The following is a 16,569-nucleotide window of genomic DNA, read 5'->3' as shown; positions in this document are numbered from 1 at the left end:
ACATGATTGAATTTCAGCACGTCTCCAAGCAATACTCCCCCGATGCCGTGGCGCTCAGCGACATTTCGCTCAGTATTGCCAAGGGCGAGCTGGTCTTCCTGGCCGGCCCGTCCGGCGCCGGCAAGTCCACCTTGCTGAAAATGATCGCCGCCATGGAACGCCCCACGTCGGGCAAGCTGATCGTCAATGGCCAGGACATGGCCAAGATCAAGCCGGCCGGCGTGCCGTTTTTGCGCCGCAACATGGGCCTGATCTTCCAGCAGCAAAAGTTATTGAACGACCGCTCCATCCTGGCCAACGTCATGCTGCCGCTGCTCGTCGTCGGCGCGCATAAAGTGGCCGCGGAACAGCGCGCGCGCGCCGCGCTCGACAAGGTGGGATTGCTGGACCGCGCCATGGCGCGTCCCCTGTCGCTGTCTGGCGGCGAGCAGCAGCGCGTGTCGATCGCGCGCGCCATCGTCAACCGGCCACAGATCATCCTGGCCGACGAACCGACGGCCAACCTGGACCGCGCCAGCGCCAACAAGGTGCTCGACGCCCTGAAAGCATTCCACTCCGTGGGCGTGACCTGCCTCATTTCCAGCCATGACGAACAGATGCTCGACGCGGCCGCCCGCGTGATCCACCTGAAAAACGGCCAGCTGGTGGCCATCGACAAGGCCACGCAAGCACCCGTCTTCGCCCCGCCCGATCCCGATTTTGCGCCTGGCGCCGATGATGAAGCAGGAGAACAGGCATGAGAGGCTGGTTCCGTCAACACCGCTTCGCGCTGGGCTCGGCGCTAATTCATTTGCGCAAGTCGCCGGGCGGCTTTTTATTGAACGTCGTCGTCGTCGCCATCGCCCTGTCGCTGCCGTTCGCCGGCTTGACCATGCTCGACAATGTGCGCCCGATGTCGGAACAGATGTCGGTCGACCCGGAAATCAGCGTTTTCCTGAAGATCGACACGCCGCGCGAGCAAGCCGTGGCGCTGGCCAGTTCCATGCGCAAGATCGTCGGCGAGCAAAAGGCGAAGATCGTCTTCATCGCGCGCGAACAGGCGCTCGACACCCTGAAAAACAAGAGCGGCCTGGCCGATGTGCTGAGCACCCTGGGCGACAATCCCCTGCCCGACAGCTATGTGCTGAAACTCGACGCCTTCAGCAGCGCCAGCGAAGCGCAGGACGTCGATGCCGTGGCGGAACAGTTGCGCCAGTTGCCCGGCGTGGAATCGGCGCAAGTCGATTCGGCCTGGGTCAAGCGTCTGGCGGCCCTGCTGGGCGTGCTGCGTCTGGTGCTGTTGCTGCTGGCCATTACTTTGGGCGTGGCCGTGATCGCTGTTGTCTTCAACACCATCCGCTTGCAAGTGATGCAGCAGCGCGATGAAATCAGTATCTCGAAACTGATCGGCGCCACCGACACCTTCATCCACCGCCCCTTCTATTACACGGGTGCCCTGCTGGGCCTGTGCGCCGGTGCGCTGGCTCTGGGCGCCGTGGCGCTGGCCTTGCAACCGCTCAATACCGCGATTGCCGAGTTTGCGCGCCTGTACGCGTCCGAATTCCAGCTGGTGCCGCTGGCGCCGCTGCCGATGGCCGGCTTGCTGGCCGTCAGCGCCGGCCTGGGCCTGATCGGCGCCTTCCTCTGCGTGCAGCGCCATCTGGCGCGCCTGAACTGACCTTGCCTCCCATGGCGGCGCCTGCGGTGCCGCCATGCGCCTCACCCTCCCCATCTGCTGTTATCTTGATATTTAGCAAGTATTCTTAAGGTTCGCTTCAGCCAGAGGCCGTAGACTGATTACGTGTTCAAATCACTGTTCATATATATATCAAGCATTAAATCGCCATAGCATTTAGGCTATCAGGCCGATTAAATGTGCTGATTGGCACTCTCAAGCAGAGAGTGCTAATATAGGGACATACCAAAGGCAGAAGCGCCATGGACGCCAGATGAAGATGGTGCCGCGCTCTGCAAAGTGCAAGACCGAATACGCAAACAGACAACCGGACCACGTCGCGTGACGTGGCCAACTGGAACAAAGCAAGACTACGAGGGAGAAAACATGACTATGATGTCCGCAACGTCCGCATTGGTTCCGACCAAAAGTAATGCGCTGGGCCTCGGTTTCACCGGCAATCTGGGCAATATCGACGCCTATATTTCGGCCGTGAACCGCCTGCCCATGTTGACCCACGACGAAGAAATTTCGCTGGCGACACGCCTGCGTGAAAAAAATGACCTGGCCGCCGCGCAAGAACTGGTGCTGTCGCACCTGCGCCTGGTGGTCTCGATTGCCCGCGGTTACCTGGGCTATGGCTTGCCGCATGCCGACCTGATTCAGGAAGGCAATATCGGCTTGATGAAAGCCGTGAAACGATTCGATCCGGACCAGGGCGTGCGCCTGGTGTCGTACGCCATGCACTGGGTGAAAGCCGAGATGCATGAATACATCCTGAAAAACTGGCGCCTGGTCAAGGTTGCGACGACGAAAGCGCAGCGCAAGCTGTTCTTCAACCTGCGCAGCCACAAGACGGGCCTCGATGCGATGACGCCGAAGCAGATCGATGCGCTGGCCAAGCTGCTCGACGTGAAGCGCGAAGAAGTGATCGAGATGGAAACGCGCTTGAGCGGCCGCGACATTGCGCTGGAATCGCCGACCGACGATGAGGACGACAAGTTTTCGCCGATCGCCTACCTGTCGTCGGAGCAAAGCGAGCCGACCAAGGTGCTGGAAGCGGAACAAGTGACGCGTTTGCAATCGGAAGGCCTGGAAACGGCCTTGAGCAAGCTCGACGCCCGTTCGCGCCGCATCATCGAAGCGCGCTGGCTGGCCAACGACGACGGCTCCGGCGCCACCCTGCACGCGCTGGCGGAAGAGTTCGGCGTATCGGCCGAGCGCATCCGCCAGATCGAAGTGGCGGCGCTGAAAAAAATGAAGGGCGCGCTGGCCGCCTGGGTGTAATCGAAAGCAATGCCGCAATGCAAAAGGCGCCGCAAGGCGCCTTTTAGTTTTACCACTGATATTTATCAACAGATAAACATTGTCAGCCCTTACGCTGCAGCCAGGCCCTTGACGAGGACTTCGGCAACCAATTCATTCAGATCCGCGCCGCGCTCCTTGGCCAGGGTCTGCAATTGCAACACCAGATCGCTGTTCAGCTTGACGGCGAACGGCACCAGGCCCAGGGCCTGATCGCGCTTGCGCTGCTCGCGGCGGTCGACGACCACCGCTTCCTTACCGAATGCACCGGCGCCGGGAACACTCATCTTTCCCATCAGTTTCTTGGCATCGCTTTTGGCCAGGTCGGTTTTTTTCATGGTTGTTTCCTGATTTTCAAAACAGCCATTTTACGCAGTAATCGGCGCGCCGCGTGGCCGGCGCGTCAATTCATCGGCAGCACGCCAATAGTGCGCCTGAAAAATATCATTTTGTTACTATCATTTCATCCCACGCGTGAACAAGCACGCCGGAACGCTCTACCTGAAAGGAAAAACATGCATTATCTGACCCACTCTTATCGTAGCGTGCTGCTGCCCCTGTTCTTCGCCTGCCTGGCCGTGCTGGCCGGCTGCGGCGCGGCCGGCAGCGCCGGCGACGCGGAAAACACGCCGCGCAGCGTCACCCACGTGCTCTCGCCGGGCGAACAGGTCGCCATCACGGCCACCGATACCCTGAAACTCGAGCGCGTCAACGACAGCCGCTGCCGCAAAGGCGCCGTGTGCGTATGGAAAGGCTACGTCAGCTACAGTTTCAGTTTGCTCAACAGCGCAGGCACGACCGACATCGTCTTGTCCGATTCCATGCCCGGCGCTTCCAGCTCCGTCACCGTCAACCACCTGACGTTTACCTTGCTCGACGTCGACCCGGCCACGCCGCCGGCCCTGAATGCGGCCGAGCCCACTTACCGGGTCAAAGTGAAAATCACGCAGGGCGCGCTGCCCCGCTAAACGCTGTGGCGCTGGCGGCTGTCGGCCGGCGCCTGTTGCCGGTCCAGCATGCCGTAATCGCGCACCACGGCGGCGATGCGCAGCCGGTAATCATCAAATACGCCCTGCCTGCCGGCCGTTTGCGCAGCCCGGTGCGCTTCCAGCTGCCGCCACTGCGCCAGCGCCGCCTCGTCGCGAAAGAAGGATAGCGACAGCAATTTACCTGGCTCGCTCAGGCTGCTGAAGCGCTCGATGGAAATGAAACCATCGACTTCATCGAGCAAGGGACGCAGCGCGGCGGCCAGGTCCAGGTATTCCTGGCGCCCTTCCGCGCTGGGCCAGACTTCGAAAATCACGGCAATCATTTCATTTCTCCTGGGCTAAAGACGGGGATGCGGGCATTCAGCGACGGCAGGTAACGCCACGCCAGCGGCAAGCGTTGCAACGCATCGGCCCACGTCTGCAGGCAAGCCGTGGCGATGGTGTGCGCGATGGACTGGCCCGGACAACCGTGGCGGCCATGGCCAAAGCCCAACTCCGCATCGCCAGCGCTGGCCAGCACGACGACGATCATCTGCCCGGCCGGCACGCGCACGCCATGCAATTCCACGGCATCAGCCGTGTAGCGGCGCGTGTTGTGGATGGCCGGATCATTCCGGCTGACCTCGCGCAGCATGGCCGGCCATCGCTGGGGGGCGGCGCGCAGTGACGGCAGCAAGTCAGGCTGCGCGCGCAAAGCCACGATGGCATTGCCCAGCAAGCCGGCTGTGGCGTCGCAGGTCTGCGACAGCAAGCCCACGAGGTTGGCCAGCAAGCCGCTTCCCATGGCATCGGTCTCGGCCACGATACTGGCCAGCAGGCTGCCGGGCCTCGCGTTGCCCTCGCGCAGCAAGTGGCCAAAACCTTGCAACAGGGAATCGGCCGCATCCTGCGCGCCGGCCAGTTGTTCACCATTGCTGAGCGGCGACAGGCAGGCGACAAAATCGCGCGTCCAGGCGGCCAGCGCCGGCCATTGCGCAGGCGCAAAGCCCAGCAAGTCGGCCATGGCAAACAGGGGCAGTTGAAAAACCGCATCGTTGAGCTGGGCGGCGCTGCCGGGAACATAATCATTGGCAAGATGCATCGCCCGCTCCTGCAGGCGCGCCAGATCCACCTGGCCCAGCGCGCGCGCCAGCACCTGTTTCGACACGGCATGCCGTTCGCCATCGTTCATGCGCACCAGTTCGGCAAAAATCACGCCGCACGGCGTGCCCGCCAGAGTATCCGGTACAGGCTGTCCTGTCGGGCGCACGCGGCAAGCGGGATGCGCCAGTACGGCCAGCACGCCGGCCGCGCCCGTCGCCAGCCAGCAGTCGAGTGAGGCCTGGAAACGCAGCGGCGGGCCATCCGCCAGGCGGCGATAGTAATCATATGGCGCCGCGTGGGTAACGGCGGCGAAAGGGTCGGCGGGGTCGATAACAAAGTCGGTGGACGGCATGCGCATTCCATTGCAGTGAGGGTGGGACACGAGTATGCTGGTCCTTCCACCACAACACTTCGCCCACGAACGAATCATGGATGACAAACTTCCCTCGGCCGACATGGGTCTGGCGCAACTGGCCGGCGCCATCGCCGAACCGGCCCGCGCGCGCATGCTGTGCAGCCTGCTCGACGGCCATGCGCGCACGGCCACGGAATTGGCCACGCTGGCCGAAGTGGGCGCCTCGACGGCCAGCGCCCATCTGAGCCGCTTGCGCGACGATGGTTTGCTGTCGATGGTGGCGCAGGGCAAGCACCGCTATTACCGCCTGGCCAGCACGGAGGTGGCGCGAGCGCTGGAAGCGCTGCTGGTGGTGGCCGGCGTGCCGGCGACGCCCTTTACGCCTTCCACGCCCGACCGCCTGCGCCATGCGCGCACTTGCTACGACCACATGGCCGGCACGGTGGCCGTCACCGTGCACGACCAGTTGCACGCCCAAGACTGGCTGCTCGACGATGGCGGAGAATATCGTTTGTCGGAAGCGGGCGCGGCCGGCATGGCGGCGCTGGGCATCGACGTGCCACAATTGCAGCGCCAGCGCCGCCGCTTCGCCTGTGCCTGCCTGGACTGGAGCGAACGGCGTGCCCACCTGGGCGGCGCGCTGGGGGCCGCCATCCTGCAACTGGCCCTGCGCCAGCGCTGGGCCGAACGCGAACTCGACAGCCGCGCCCTGCGCCTCACGCCGGCTGGCGAGCGGCGCCTGCTGGCCGCCTTTGGTGGAGGCTGAACGGCGCAGGCATTTTGTATCTCGGAAGCAACGAAAAAGATAAAAGTGTGCTTTTATCATTCTTTTCATTCATCATAGGCTGCGCCCTTGAGCGATCATTTTTTGGCCATGGAAAGAGTTCATCTTGAAAACAGTGTCATCCAGCACCTGCCATAACTGCAATACCGATGCGCCAGGCAACTTCTGCAGCGCCTGCGGCCAGACGACGACCCTGCACATGCCCAGCGCACGCGAATTCCTGCATGAATTCGTTGCCCATTATGTGGCGCTCGAAGGCAAGCTCTGGCGTACCCTGGCCCTGCTGCTGTTCCGTCCTGGCGCGCTGAGCAATGAATACATCGCGGGACGCCGCGTGCGCTACGTGGAGCCGCTGCGCGTCTACCTGACGTTCAGCATCCTGTTCTTTGCCATCCTCAAGTTCAGCAGCCCCGCCGTATTCCTCACCGTCCACGATCAGCCAGCCCAGGTGAACGCCCACGGCCCCCGTCAAACTCAGGAAAACAAACCATCACCTATACAGCTCAGCATCCTGGGCCAGACACCCACCCTGCCGCAGCAATGGCAAGACTTCGAGCAACTGCCCACGGCGGAGAAACAAAAACTCGTGGTGGACAGCTTTTACCATTACGCGCCGTACGCCATGTTTTGCCTGATGCCGCTGTTCGCCCTGTTCCTGAAAATCCTTTACCTGGGCAGCGGAAGGCGCTATGGCGAACATTTCCTGTTCGCCCTGCATGCGAATGCCTTCGCCTTCATCACGATGGCGCTGATGACCTTGATCCCCGTCAACATCATCCGCCTCACACTCGGCGTCTGGCTGCTGGCCTATCTGCCCTGGGCCATGTGGCGTGTGTATCGAAGCGGCAAACTCGCCACCATCTGCCGCTGGCTGGTATTGATGGCAGCCTACGGCATCGCCATGAGCCTGGCGATCCTGGCCTGCATTGCCATCGGCGTCATGCTGCGACACTAAGGGACGCGCCAGCGGCGCCGTCTCGGGCTATCATCCTGCACGCTATCTTTTTTGGGATGCACGATGATTGCCTTTGAAGGCTTGTCCAAACAGTACGGCACGTTCGAGGCCGTCAAGCCGCTAACCTTGCAAGTGGGCAAAGGAGAAGTCTTCGGTTTCCTGGGCCCGAACGGGGCGGGAAAAACCACCACCATCCGCATGCTGATGGGCATCCTCGTTCCCAGTGCCGGCCGCGTGCTGGTCGATGGCCTCGATTGCCAGCGCGATGGCGCCGCCGTCAAGCGCAAGGTGGGCTACCTGCCAGACAATCCCATCTTTTACGATTATTTGCGCGGCCGTGAAATCCTGCAATTCGTGGCCGAAATGCATGGTTTTTCACGCGCCGAAGCGGTAACGCGCACGGCACGCCTGCTGACGGAATTTGGCCTGGACGAGGCGAGCGAGGATTTCGCCGTCAATTACTCGCTGGGCATGAAGAAAAAACTGGGCCTGGCGTGCGCGCTGATACACGATCCGGCCGTGCTGATCCTCGATGAACCGATCAACGGCCTCGACCCGCGAGCTTCGCGCGACGTGCAGGAACGCTTGCTGCGCCGCGCCGCCGCCGGCACCACGATTTTTGTTTCCACGCATTTGCTCGATATGGCGCAAAAGCTGTGCAGCAGGGTCGCCATCATCCACCGTGGCGCCCTGGTCGCCACGGGCAGCCTGGACGATATTCGCCAGCAACTGTCCAGCGATGGCAGCCTGGAAGAGCTCTTCTTGCAACTCACCGATGAAACCACATGACGGCGCCGCCGCCCACCGCCTGGCGCGCCGTCTGGCTGCTGACCCGCTTGCGCCTGCAGCGCCTGCTCAACGTCAGCGGCCGAGGCCTTTCCTTCAAGAAAAACAGTAAAAGCCGCCCCGCCACGCCGGGCAAGCGTGGCGGGCGCTGGCTGCTGGGCGCGCTGCTATTGCTGCCCATGCTGTTTTCCTTCGGCAGCATCGCCCGCCATAGCGTGCTGAACATGCATTGTTTGCTGGACCAGGTCGCCGCCTGCCAGGCGCGTGGCAGCCTGCACACGGGCAGCCACCTGCTCGACCCCGTCATCGCGCAGCTGATGGCCGCGCCCTTTAGCGCGGTGCTGACCGGCGGCCTGACCCTGCAGCTGGCGCTGCTGTGGCTGGTCAGCGTCCTGCTGCCGCTAGGCATGGGAGAATTGTCGAAGCCGGACTGGGACCTGGAATGGCTGGTCACCCTGCCCGCCGAGAAAAGCACCTTGCTGTGGGCGCGCGTGCTCGAACGCACGCTCGTCAATCCAGCCGGCTTGCTGGCCCTGTGGCCCGGCACGACCGTCATCGCCTGGTATTCGGGCCAGGGCAGGTTTTCGCCACTGTCCGGTCTGCTCGCCAGCCTCGTCCTGCTAGCCCTGGCCGCCATGCTGCGCACCCTGGTCGACACGGGCTTGCGCCTGTCACTCACGCCATCCCGGCTGGGCAACCTGCAGGCGGTCATTTCCCTGGCGGGCCTGTTGCCCATGTATCTGGGCATGTCTTTCGGCATGGGCACGGGCGGCTTCGCCTATGCGTGGGCAGCCGCCATGCCCGCCTGGAGCCACTGGACGCCGCCGGGCCTGCTGGTGCGCCTGCTCAACGCCGATGGTGTGGCAGCCAGTCTTCTGCCCGCCGTCCTGCTGCTGGCGCAATGCCTGTGCTTGATGCTGCTGGGCATGGCCCTCCTGCGCCGCCAGCTGCGCCACGGCGTCGTGGGCACGGGCCAGCGCGAGGCGGCGCGCAAGCCGGCAGCGGTACCCACGCAGCGGTGGCGCCCGCGCCTCGGCACGGCGGTTCAGCGGCGCGAACTGACGTTACTCTTGCGCGACCGCAATTTTCTCGTGCAAACCCTGCTGATGCCCTTGCTGATCCTCGGCGGCCAGGCCGTGGTGACGGGCCAGGCGCGCGACCTGCACGCGCTGCTGGATCATCCCGTGCTGCTGGCCTCCACCGGCTTTTTCCTCGGCACCTATGTGCTCATGATGTCGGCTTTCCAGACCCTCAACAAGGAAGGCGGCGCATTATGGCTGCTGTACACGTTTCCCGTCTCCATCGAGCAGGCGCTGCGGCAAAAGGCGCAGCTGTGGGCCGTGCTGGCCCTGCTGTACCCATTGGTCCTGTTCGGCGTGGCGCTGGTCTGGCTGCCCGCCTGGTCGTGGCAGACGGCGGGCCTGATGCTGCTGGCCCTGGCCGGCATCCCCCTGTATGCGCTGATCGCCGTGGCGCTGGGCGTATTTGCCAGCGATCCGCTGGCCACCGAAACAACGGCAAAGCTGCGTCCCATCTATACGTACCTGTATTTGCTGCTCACCGGCCTGTACATTGCCGCGCTGGCCGCCGGCAGCCTGGTGCAGCAACTGGTGTTTGTCGTGCTCACGTGCGCGCTGACCGCGGCCCTGTGGCAAAAGGCGCGCGACGCTCTGCCCTACCTGCTCGACTCCGCCGCCTCGCCGCCAGCGAGAGTAACGGCGGCGGACGGCCTGATCGCCGCCATGCTGTTTTTCATCTTGCAAACACTGGCCTTGATCCTGCTCAAAGGTAGCAATGCGGCGCCGCTGGCGCCGCTGGCGCAGTTGGCGCAGCTGGCCATCGCCTTCGGCGCGGCCGGCGTGCTCACGTATGCGCCGCTGCGCCTCGTCTACTGGCGCGCCAGGACGGCCGGCGTGCCGCGCATCGGACAGGGGCGCCAGCCATGGCGCCGGGGAGTCGCGGGCGCCTGTGCCGCGGCGCTGTTCGGCATCGCTTATGCGGCCCTGTTGCCGCCAAGCGCTTCAACATTGATGCAGATCAATAGCGACGGACTGTGGCTACTGGCCGTAGGCGTGCTGGCCGCGCCCCTGTGCGAGGAATTCCTCTTCCGCGGCTTGCTGCAGGGAGGCTTGCGCCGCTCTCTGCCCGCCTGGCAAGCGATCGGTATCGCCGCCGCGCTGTTTGCCCTCGTGCATCCACCGGCCGCCATGCTGCCCGCCTTCGTGCTGGGCCTGTGCGCGGGCCATGCCTACGAGCGCAGCGGCGCGCTGCTGGCGCCCATGCTCGTGCACGGGCTCTACAACGCGGCCCTGCTCGGCTGCCAGCTGAATAGGTGATTGTTGCCGAGTTTGCTAGAATCGCACACGTTTCCGTCCGTATCCCAACCCCTGACTACGCACAGATCACGCATGAATCCACGCTTGTTCGTCCCATGTATCCTCGTGGCGCTGCTGAGCGGCTGCACGGTACTCGCCCTGCGCCCCAACCGCGGCGTCGAAAACCGCACGTTTACCGTGCAGGAAACCCCGCGCCTGCGCATCGACGCGCCCAAGGCGCGCATCCAGAATCCGATGCCCAACGACCATTTCATCGGCATCGCCCTGTCCGGCGGGGGCAGCCGCGCCGCCAATTTCTCGGCCGCCTCGCTGGAGCAGCTGGAGCAGTTCGGCCTCGTCAGCGGCGCCTCGGCCATTTCCGGCGTCTCGGGCGGCGCCATCGCGGGCGGCTACTATGCGCTGCATGGCAAACAGACGGACTGGCCCTTGCTACGCAGCAAACTGAAAACGGATTTCTTTGGCCAGACCATCTTGAAACCGGCCAACCTGACGACGATGTTGTTGACGAACAAGACGCGCACCTCGTTCCTGTCCGACGTGCTGGACGATGTGCTGTACGACAAGAAAACCTACCAGGACTTGCCGCACGACGGCCCCATCTTCCTGGCCAACGCAACGGACGCCACCGATGGCGGCAAGCGCGTGGTGTTTTCCTATGAATATTTCTACAGCACCCTGCATTCACCGATCCAGGATATCCGCCTGGCCACGGCCGTGGCCACCTCGGCCGCCTTTCCCGGCGTCTTCGATTCCGTCACCTTCGAGCGCTTCCGCCCGAAAAACAGTTTCGTGCCGGAACTCGGTTCCGAGTCGCGCGAATCGCCGTCGTACGTGCATTTGTTCGATGGCGGCGCGGCCGACAACCTGGGCGTGGAAACCCTGTGGGACGTGGCCCTGACGCAGCTGTACGGCAACGACATGGCCGTCGTGCCGCCACGCCTGAACAGCAAGCCCTTCATCCTCATTTCCATCGACGCGAACGCGCCCAATTCCAGCGCCGTCTTTGAAAAGATGTCGGACGAGCGCCAGCCGCTGGACCGCATCTTCAACAAGAATATCTACGACGCCGTCGACGCCCTGTTCTCGCGCCAGCGCAAGGAAAACCTCGTCAAGATGGGCTTTGGCCAGGCCCGCTTCGATACCATCACGCATGAAAACTTTGGCGACCTGAGCCAGAAATTCGTCAAGGGCAAGCGCACCTCGGCCTTTGCCATCCCCGTGCTGTGCCGCCCCCACCTGGGCCTGTACCGCTGCGAAGTCGATGCGGCCGATCCCTTGCCGGGCCAGATCCGCACGCGGCTGGAAGGCTTTGCCTGGCATATTTCCATCGACCAGATCGCCTCGCTGGCGCTGCGCCTGGCCAGCGAAGACGTACACGTCGACAGTGCCCGCAAGGAAGAGCGGGCCGCCCTCGTCAAGCTGCAACGCCTGGCCACGCAAACGAAAACCCATCTGAAGCTGACGGGCCCGGAAAATTGCAGCCCGGAAGCCTTGCAATCGGCCCTGTACAGCGCCGCGCGCGTGCTGATCCTCGACGACGAGGAATCGCGCTTCGCCCTGTGCGACTACATGCTGGCGGGCCAGCTGATCAATGACGATACCGTCTGCAAGCAGCGCTACGTGCACGCCGTGCCCCGCTTTGCCATCGAAAGCGAAGATTTGCAGTACCGCAACCTGAGTTCGGACGGCAATTCCGTGAACGTGCCGATACGCTGCAAGAAGTGAGCGCCCACAAAAAAGCCCGCACGATCGCTCGTGCAGGCTTTAGCGCAAGGATTCCAAGCGCCCGGTTGATCTAGATCAACCGACTGCGCCTGCGCATGTAGCTGCGGCTTAACGCACCTTCCAGTTCCTGCTCCGTTTTATGCTGGTTCACCGTGTACAGGGCCCACAGGGCCGCCGGCGCCCAGCCGATCACAGTGCACTGCAAGATCAAGGCGGCGGCACCGGCCAGCGGGCGCCCCAGCATGAAAAACGTGAGACACGGAAGTAGCAAGGCTATCAGCAATCGCATCACGACATACTCTCCTTCAATATAGAGCAGCGGACAAGGGCCGGTATCCGGTCCGTCCCCCGCCCGCTGCGTACTGCTCCTTATAGATGCACGGCGATTTGCGGCATCAGGTCGTCAAAGGTGCGACCGTTGCCGTTTTCTCCGATGGCGTGCATCTTCCATTCGCCGTTATGGCGGTACAGCTTGGCCATGATCTGTGCCGTGTGAGTCCCTTGCACAGACAGGTTGAAACGCGCGACTTCCTGGTTATTGCTGGCATTCAAGATGCGGCAATAGGCGTTTTCCACCTGCGAGAAGTTCTGGCCAGTAAAGCTGTTGACGGTGAAGACGAGGCTTTTCACGTTCGCCGGCACTTTCGACAGATCGACATTGATCTGTTCGTCGTCGCCATCGCCCGCGCCCGTGCGGTTATCGCCCGTGTGGACAATGCTGCCGTCCTTGCTTTTCAGCTGGCGGAACCAGACGATGTCGGACGTTCCCTTGTTTTCATCGAACATGACGCACGACGCGTCCAGGTCGACGGCTTCCGTCTTCGAACCGAAACCGAGGAAACCCTTGGTCTTGGCCGCATCCCAGCCCAGGCCCATGGTGATACGGGTCAGGGTGGTACCAGCTTCTTTGTCCAGAGAAATCTTCTGGCCTTTGCTCAAATTGACAGACATACGCATAGCTCCTGTTAAGTGTTTACTGCTTGATTACGCCGGCTTGCTTTGGGTCCAGGCGAGGAAGGCCGCGCGGTTGCGCGAGCACACGAGGATTTTTCCCGTGCCTGAAAACTTCAGCACCATGCCCTCTCCGCTGGTCTGGCTATTGATCAAATTGCCCAGAAAGCCGCCGCTGCTGCCGGTCGTCATGGAAATTTCGTATTGCAGGCGGTTGTCCCAGCATACGACGTGCGAGTTATCGATCACCACGTCCTTGCCAGGCGTCACTTCCAGTATCGACATCGCGCCAAAACCGGACACCGCCAACTGGCCGCTGCCTGCCGTCTCGGTAATGAAAAAACCACCGCTCTGAGCAAACAGCGCATTGCCAAGGCTCTGCGTGCGCACCTTCAATTCCACGCCAGCACTGGCCGCCACAAAGGCGCCGTCGCTGATCATGTATTGTTCGGCGCCCACCTCGAGCACCCGCATCGCGCCGGGCAAGGTAGGCGACAGCAAACAATCGCCGTCGCCCCGCATGGCCTCGATATGCTGCTGAAAGAACGATTCCCCGTTGGCAAAGGTGCGCATCAGCGCAGCGCCTATGCCGCCCGTCATCTTGCCTTTCAGCTCAAGATTGGTTTCCATCATCACCATCGCATTGGATTCGCAATAAATCTTCTCGCCCTTGGCAAGCGACACATGCAGGAACGGGTCGACGTCCCCGGTAATAGTGAAAACTGACATCTGACGATTCCTTCCTCAACTCGGTAATGATGGGGGCGGTCCACACTGCGGACCGCCTTGACTGCTTACAACTTATACGCCGACGCCGAACGAGGCAGCCAAAGGACCTAAACCGCCCTTGTAGCCCTGGCCGATGGCCTTGAATTTCCAATCGGCGCCATTGCGGTAGATTTCACCGAAGACCATGGCCGTTTCGGCCGAACCGTCTTCCGACAGGTCGAAGCGGGCGATTTCCGTGTTGCCGTTGGCATTCACGCAACGCACGTACGCCTTCGATACCATACCAAAGTTTTGCTTGCGCGCTTCGGCATCGTGAATCGTCACGCAGACGGCGATCTTGTCGATCTCGGCTGGCACCGTGGCCAGGTCGACGATGACGGTTTCATCATCGCCATCGCCGGCGCCCGTGGTGTTGTCGCCCGAGTGGGTGACGGAGCCGTCGCTCGACTTCAGGTTGTTGTAGAAAATCATGTCGACGTCGGCGCGAACCTTGCCGTCGGCCTTCAGCATGAAGATCGAACCGTCGATGTCGAACGCGGCGCCATCGGTGGCGCGGGCATCCCAGCCCAGGCCGATGATCATCTTCGAAATGCCAGGGGCTTCTTTGCTCAGGTTGACGTTGCCGCCTTTTTGCAGACTGATTGCCATGATGTATTTCTCCTATGTGGGTTGTGTATGACCAAACACCTGGCGTCCTCCACCGGCCTGACTCCCCAGGCCGGCGGCGACGCTTGCTACAACTTGCCGACAAACGGGTGTAGTCGTTTGTCGCGCATTCTTTACACTGCCTTGACCGCTTCCAGCACTTCCGTCTTGTCTTCTTCGAGGGCCATCCTGCGCTTGTAGCGGATCGACGACCACAGCGAGGCGAGAATGAAGGCCACGCCGATCAGACCCGTGAAGATCTCGGGAATGTGGAACTTCATGCTGACCAACATGATCACGGCCAGGATACCGATCGCATAGTGCGCGCCGTGCTCCAGATAAACGAACTCGTCGAGCGTACCCTTGCGCACCAGGAACACCGTCATCGACCGCACGAACATCGCGCCAATCGCCAGGCCCAGCATGATGATCACGACATCCTTGGTGATGGCAAACGCGCCGATCACGCCGTCAAAGCTGAACGAAGCATCGAGCACTTCCAGGTACAGGAAGCCGCCAATACCGCCGCGCTTGATGATGTCGCCCATGTTGCCGTCGCCGTTATCGCCTTCCAGCAAGCCGCTGATCACATCGACGCCCACGTAGGTCAAAATACCCCACAGGCCGGCCGTCAGCACCACCAGTTTCTGGCCTTCTTCGATCATCGACAGGCTGACCATCAGGGTGCCCAGCGCGATCATCACGGAAATCGAGGATATCTTGCCCAGCGCGCCCAGTTTTTCTTCAATACGGCCCAGCCAGTGCGTTTCTTTTTCCGAGTCCAGCAGGAAGTTCAGGAACACCAGCAGCAGGAAGATGCCGCCAAAAGCCGCCACTTCCGCGTGGTGGTTCGTCAGGTGCATCGAATACTGTTCCGGATTGCTCAGGGCCAGATTCCATACTTCCATCAAGCCCAGGTCCGCCGCTTGCGCCACGATGACCAGCGGGAACAGCAGACGCATGCCGAAGACGGCGATGATGATGCCGACGCCGAGGAACAGGTTCTGCCAGAACTTGTCCCAGTTCTTCAGCACCGAGGCATTGACCACCGCGTTGTCGAACGACAGCGAGACTTCCATCACGCCCAGGATCACCGCGATGCCCAATGCCGAAAGCATGGTCGACACGCCACCGTGCGTGTAACCCCACCAGGCGGAAATGCCCAGGCAGATAAATGTCACTAGAAATGACACTCTGAAATGTTTCATCGATAGTTCCCCGTTATCCAAATTCAATGGAAGGTAGTATAAGGACATGTGACACATTTAAAAATGGAAGATAATGGAAGTATTACTTCGTAAAAACAGAAGATAGAGGATGCAGCGATGAAAACCACGGGTTTTAATTACCGCCATTTGTACTTCTTTTGGGTGGTCGCCAAGGAAGGCGGCGTGACGCGCGCGGCCGAACGGCTGGGACTGGCCGTGCAAACCATCAGCACCCAGCTGGCCCTGCTGGAAAAGGAACTGGGCAAGTCCCTGCTGCAGCCACAGGGACGGCGTCTGGTGCCGACGGAAGCGGGCCGCCTGGCGCTCGGTTATGCGGACCAGATTTTTTTGCTGGGCGAACAGATGCAGGAAGCGCTGGCCGACACCGACGCGGAAAAGATGCGCCTGACGGTGGGCATTTCCGATTCCTTGCCGAAACTGATGGCCTACCGCATGCTCGACGCCACGCGCAGCCTGGACAAGCCCGTCAAGCTCGTCTGCCTGGAAGATGAATTCGAATCCTTGCTGGCCGACCTGGCCCTGCACAAGCTGGACCTGGTGCTGACAGACCGGGCCGTGCCAGCCGGCGCCAGCCTGCGCGTCTCCAGCCACCTGTGGGGCGAGAGCGCCATGAAACTGTTCGGCATTCCCGCGCTGGCGGAACAATACCGCGAGAATTTCCCGCACAGCCTGCACGGCGCGCCGTTTCTGCTCCCCGCGCGCAACAATGCCTTGCGCGGGCGCATCGACGAATGGATGGTGCAGCAAGGCGTGCGGCCCGACGTGGTCGGTGAATTCGAGGACAACGCCATGCTCAACGCCTTCGGCCGCAAGGGCCTGGGCCTGTTCTTCGCCTCGGCCAGCCTGGCGGCCGACATCGAGGAACAATTCGGCGCCGTGCTGGTCGGTGACGCCTCTTCCCTGCGCGAGCAGTTTTACGTCATTTCCAACGAGCGCAAGATCATGCACCCGGCGCTCGACGTGATCCTGGCGGCCATCCAGGCTTCCCCGAAGATTCACAAGGAAACCTGATAAATCCATTCGAAAATAACGTTTGAATAATC

Annotated in this window: 18 protein-coding genes; 10 read left to right on the top strand and 8 right to left on the bottom strand. The window is 61.9% G+C overall.

What is annotated here, in order from left to right; genetic code table 11:
• Positions 1-2 precede the first annotated feature (2 nt).
• The 3 genes from P9875_RS05610 to rpoH all read left to right on the top strand — a co-directional run bounded on the left by P9875_RS05610 (position 3) and on the right by rpoH (position 2,941).
• On the top strand, positions 3-740 hold the full coding sequence (locus tag P9875_RS05610) for a cell division ATP-binding protein FtsE (RefSeq protein ID WP_225243803.1): 738 nt from the start codon (positions 3-5) through the stop codon (positions 738-740).
• Entirely contained in the window at positions 737-1,657 is a 921-nt protein-coding gene (ftsX, locus tag P9875_RS05605; protein WP_099403267.1) for a permease-like cell division protein FtsX, read from the top strand. The genes P9875_RS05610 and ftsX overlap by 4 nt, the downstream gene beginning before the upstream one ends.
• Positions 1,658-2,047: 390 nt before the next feature.
• Positions 2,048-2,941, top strand: a complete 894-nt coding sequence (rpoH, locus tag P9875_RS05600) for an RNA polymerase sigma factor RpoH (RefSeq protein WP_035824784.1) — start codon at positions 2,048-2,050, stop codon at positions 2,939-2,941.
• 89 nt (positions 2,942-3,030) lie between these two features.
• Here rpoH and P9875_RS05595 read toward each other — a convergent pair whose 3' ends face one another.
• The gene (locus tag P9875_RS05595; RefSeq protein ID WP_046683371.1) at positions 3,031-3,297 is read right to left on the bottom strand and encodes a hypothetical protein; all 267 of its coding nucleotides are present in this window, start codon (positions 3,295-3,297) and stop codon (positions 3,031-3,033) included.
• A gap of 177 nt (positions 3,298-3,474) precedes the next feature.
• Between P9875_RS05595 and P9875_RS05590 the strand changes: the two genes are divergently transcribed.
• Positions 3,475-3,927 (top strand): hypothetical protein, encoded by a 453-nt coding sequence (locus tag P9875_RS05590; RefSeq protein WP_099403268.1) that lies wholly within the window; start codon positions 3,475-3,477, stop codon positions 3,925-3,927.
• Here the strand turns inward: P9875_RS05590 and P9875_RS05585 are convergent.
• Together P9875_RS05585 and P9875_RS05580 are read right to left on the bottom strand one after the other, a co-directional pair.
• Complete coding sequence (locus P9875_RS05585; protein WP_278317792.1) at positions 3,924-4,271, bottom strand: antibiotic biosynthesis monooxygenase family protein; 348 nt, start codon at positions 4,269-4,271, stop codon at positions 3,924-3,926. The two genes, P9875_RS05590 and P9875_RS05585, sit on opposite strands and share 4 nt — an antisense overlap.
• A complete protein-coding gene (locus P9875_RS05580; protein WP_278317790.1) occupies positions 4,268-5,383 on the bottom strand; it encodes a cytochrome P450 in 1,116 nt (371 codons plus the stop codon). The genes P9875_RS05585 and P9875_RS05580 overlap by 4 nt, the downstream gene beginning before the upstream one ends.
• A gap of 76 nt (positions 5,384-5,459) precedes the next feature.
• Between P9875_RS05580 and P9875_RS05575 the strand changes: the two genes are divergently transcribed.
• The 5 genes from P9875_RS05575 (at position 5,460) to P9875_RS05555 (ending at position 11,972) form a co-directional block, all read left to right on the top strand.
• On the top strand, positions 5,460-6,152 hold the full coding sequence (locus tag P9875_RS05575) for an ArsR/SmtB family transcription factor (RefSeq protein WP_278317789.1): 693 nt from the start codon (positions 5,460-5,462) through the stop codon (positions 6,150-6,152).
• A 133-nt stretch (positions 6,153-6,285) separates the two neighbouring features.
• A complete protein-coding gene (locus tag P9875_RS05570) occupies positions 6,286-7,125 on the top strand; it encodes a DUF3667 domain-containing protein (RefSeq protein WP_278318792.1) in 840 nt (279 codons plus the stop codon).
• A 63-nt stretch (positions 7,126-7,188) separates the two neighbouring features.
• On the top strand, positions 7,189-7,914 hold the full coding sequence (locus P9875_RS05565) for an ABC transporter ATP-binding protein (protein WP_278317788.1): 726 nt from the start codon (positions 7,189-7,191) through the stop codon (positions 7,912-7,914).
• Positions 7,911-10,247 (top strand): type II CAAX endopeptidase family protein, encoded by a 2,337-nt coding sequence (locus P9875_RS05560; RefSeq protein WP_278317787.1) that lies wholly within the window; start codon positions 7,911-7,913, stop codon positions 10,245-10,247. Before P9875_RS05565 ends, P9875_RS05560 begins: the two co-directional genes overlap by 4 nt.
• A gap of 72 nt (positions 10,248-10,319) precedes the next feature.
• Positions 10,320-11,972, top strand: a complete 1,653-nt coding sequence (locus P9875_RS05555; RefSeq protein WP_278317786.1) for a patatin-like phospholipase family protein — start codon at positions 10,320-10,322, stop codon at positions 11,970-11,972.
• A gap of 70 nt (positions 11,973-12,042) precedes the next feature.
• Here P9875_RS05555 and P9875_RS05550 read toward each other — a convergent pair whose 3' ends face one another.
• The 5 genes from P9875_RS05550 to P9875_RS05530 form a co-directional block, all read right to left on the bottom strand.
• On the bottom strand, positions 12,043-12,261 hold the full coding sequence (locus P9875_RS05550) for a hypothetical protein (protein WP_034784905.1): 219 nt from the start codon (positions 12,259-12,261) through the stop codon (positions 12,043-12,045).
• An 80-nt stretch (positions 12,262-12,341) separates the two neighbouring features.
• A complete protein-coding gene (locus tag P9875_RS05545) occupies positions 12,342-12,923 on the bottom strand; it encodes a TerD family protein (protein WP_278317785.1) in 582 nt (193 codons plus the stop codon).
• A gap of 33 nt (positions 12,924-12,956) precedes the next feature.
• Positions 12,957-13,652 carry a TIGR00266 family protein gene (locus P9875_RS05540; protein ID WP_278317784.1) on the bottom strand — a complete coding sequence of 232 codons (696 nt, stop codon included), beginning with the start codon at positions 13,650-13,652 and terminating at the stop codon, positions 12,957-12,959.
• A gap of 72 nt (positions 13,653-13,724) precedes the next feature.
• The gene (locus P9875_RS05535) at positions 13,725-14,300 is read right to left on the bottom strand and encodes a TerD family protein (RefSeq protein WP_035824762.1); all 576 of its coding nucleotides are present in this window, start codon (positions 14,298-14,300) and stop codon (positions 13,725-13,727) included.
• A gap of 131 nt (positions 14,301-14,431) precedes the next feature.
• Positions 14,432-15,505: a DUF475 domain-containing protein gene (locus tag P9875_RS05530; RefSeq protein WP_278317783.1), complete on the bottom strand. Its 1,074-nt coding sequence runs from the start codon at positions 15,503-15,505 to the stop codon at positions 14,432-14,434.
• 117 nt (positions 15,506-15,622) lie between these two features.
• Here P9875_RS05530 and nhaR point away from each other — a divergent pair, with 117 nt between their 5' ends.
• Positions 15,623-16,537 (top strand): transcriptional activator NhaR, encoded by a 915-nt coding sequence (nhaR, locus tag P9875_RS05525; RefSeq protein ID WP_278317782.1) that lies wholly within the window; start codon positions 15,623-15,625, stop codon positions 16,535-16,537.
• Positions 16,538-16,569: the final 32 nt, after the last annotated feature.

It is taken from the genome of Janthinobacterium rivuli (assembly GCF_029690045.1).
GTDB classification, from domain to species: Bacteria; Pseudomonadota; Gammaproteobacteria; order Burkholderiales; family Burkholderiaceae_D; genus Janthinobacterium; species Janthinobacterium rivuli.
The sequence above is the reverse complement of the archived record's forward strand: the minus strand, read 5'-3'. Positions and strand labels throughout refer to the sequence as shown.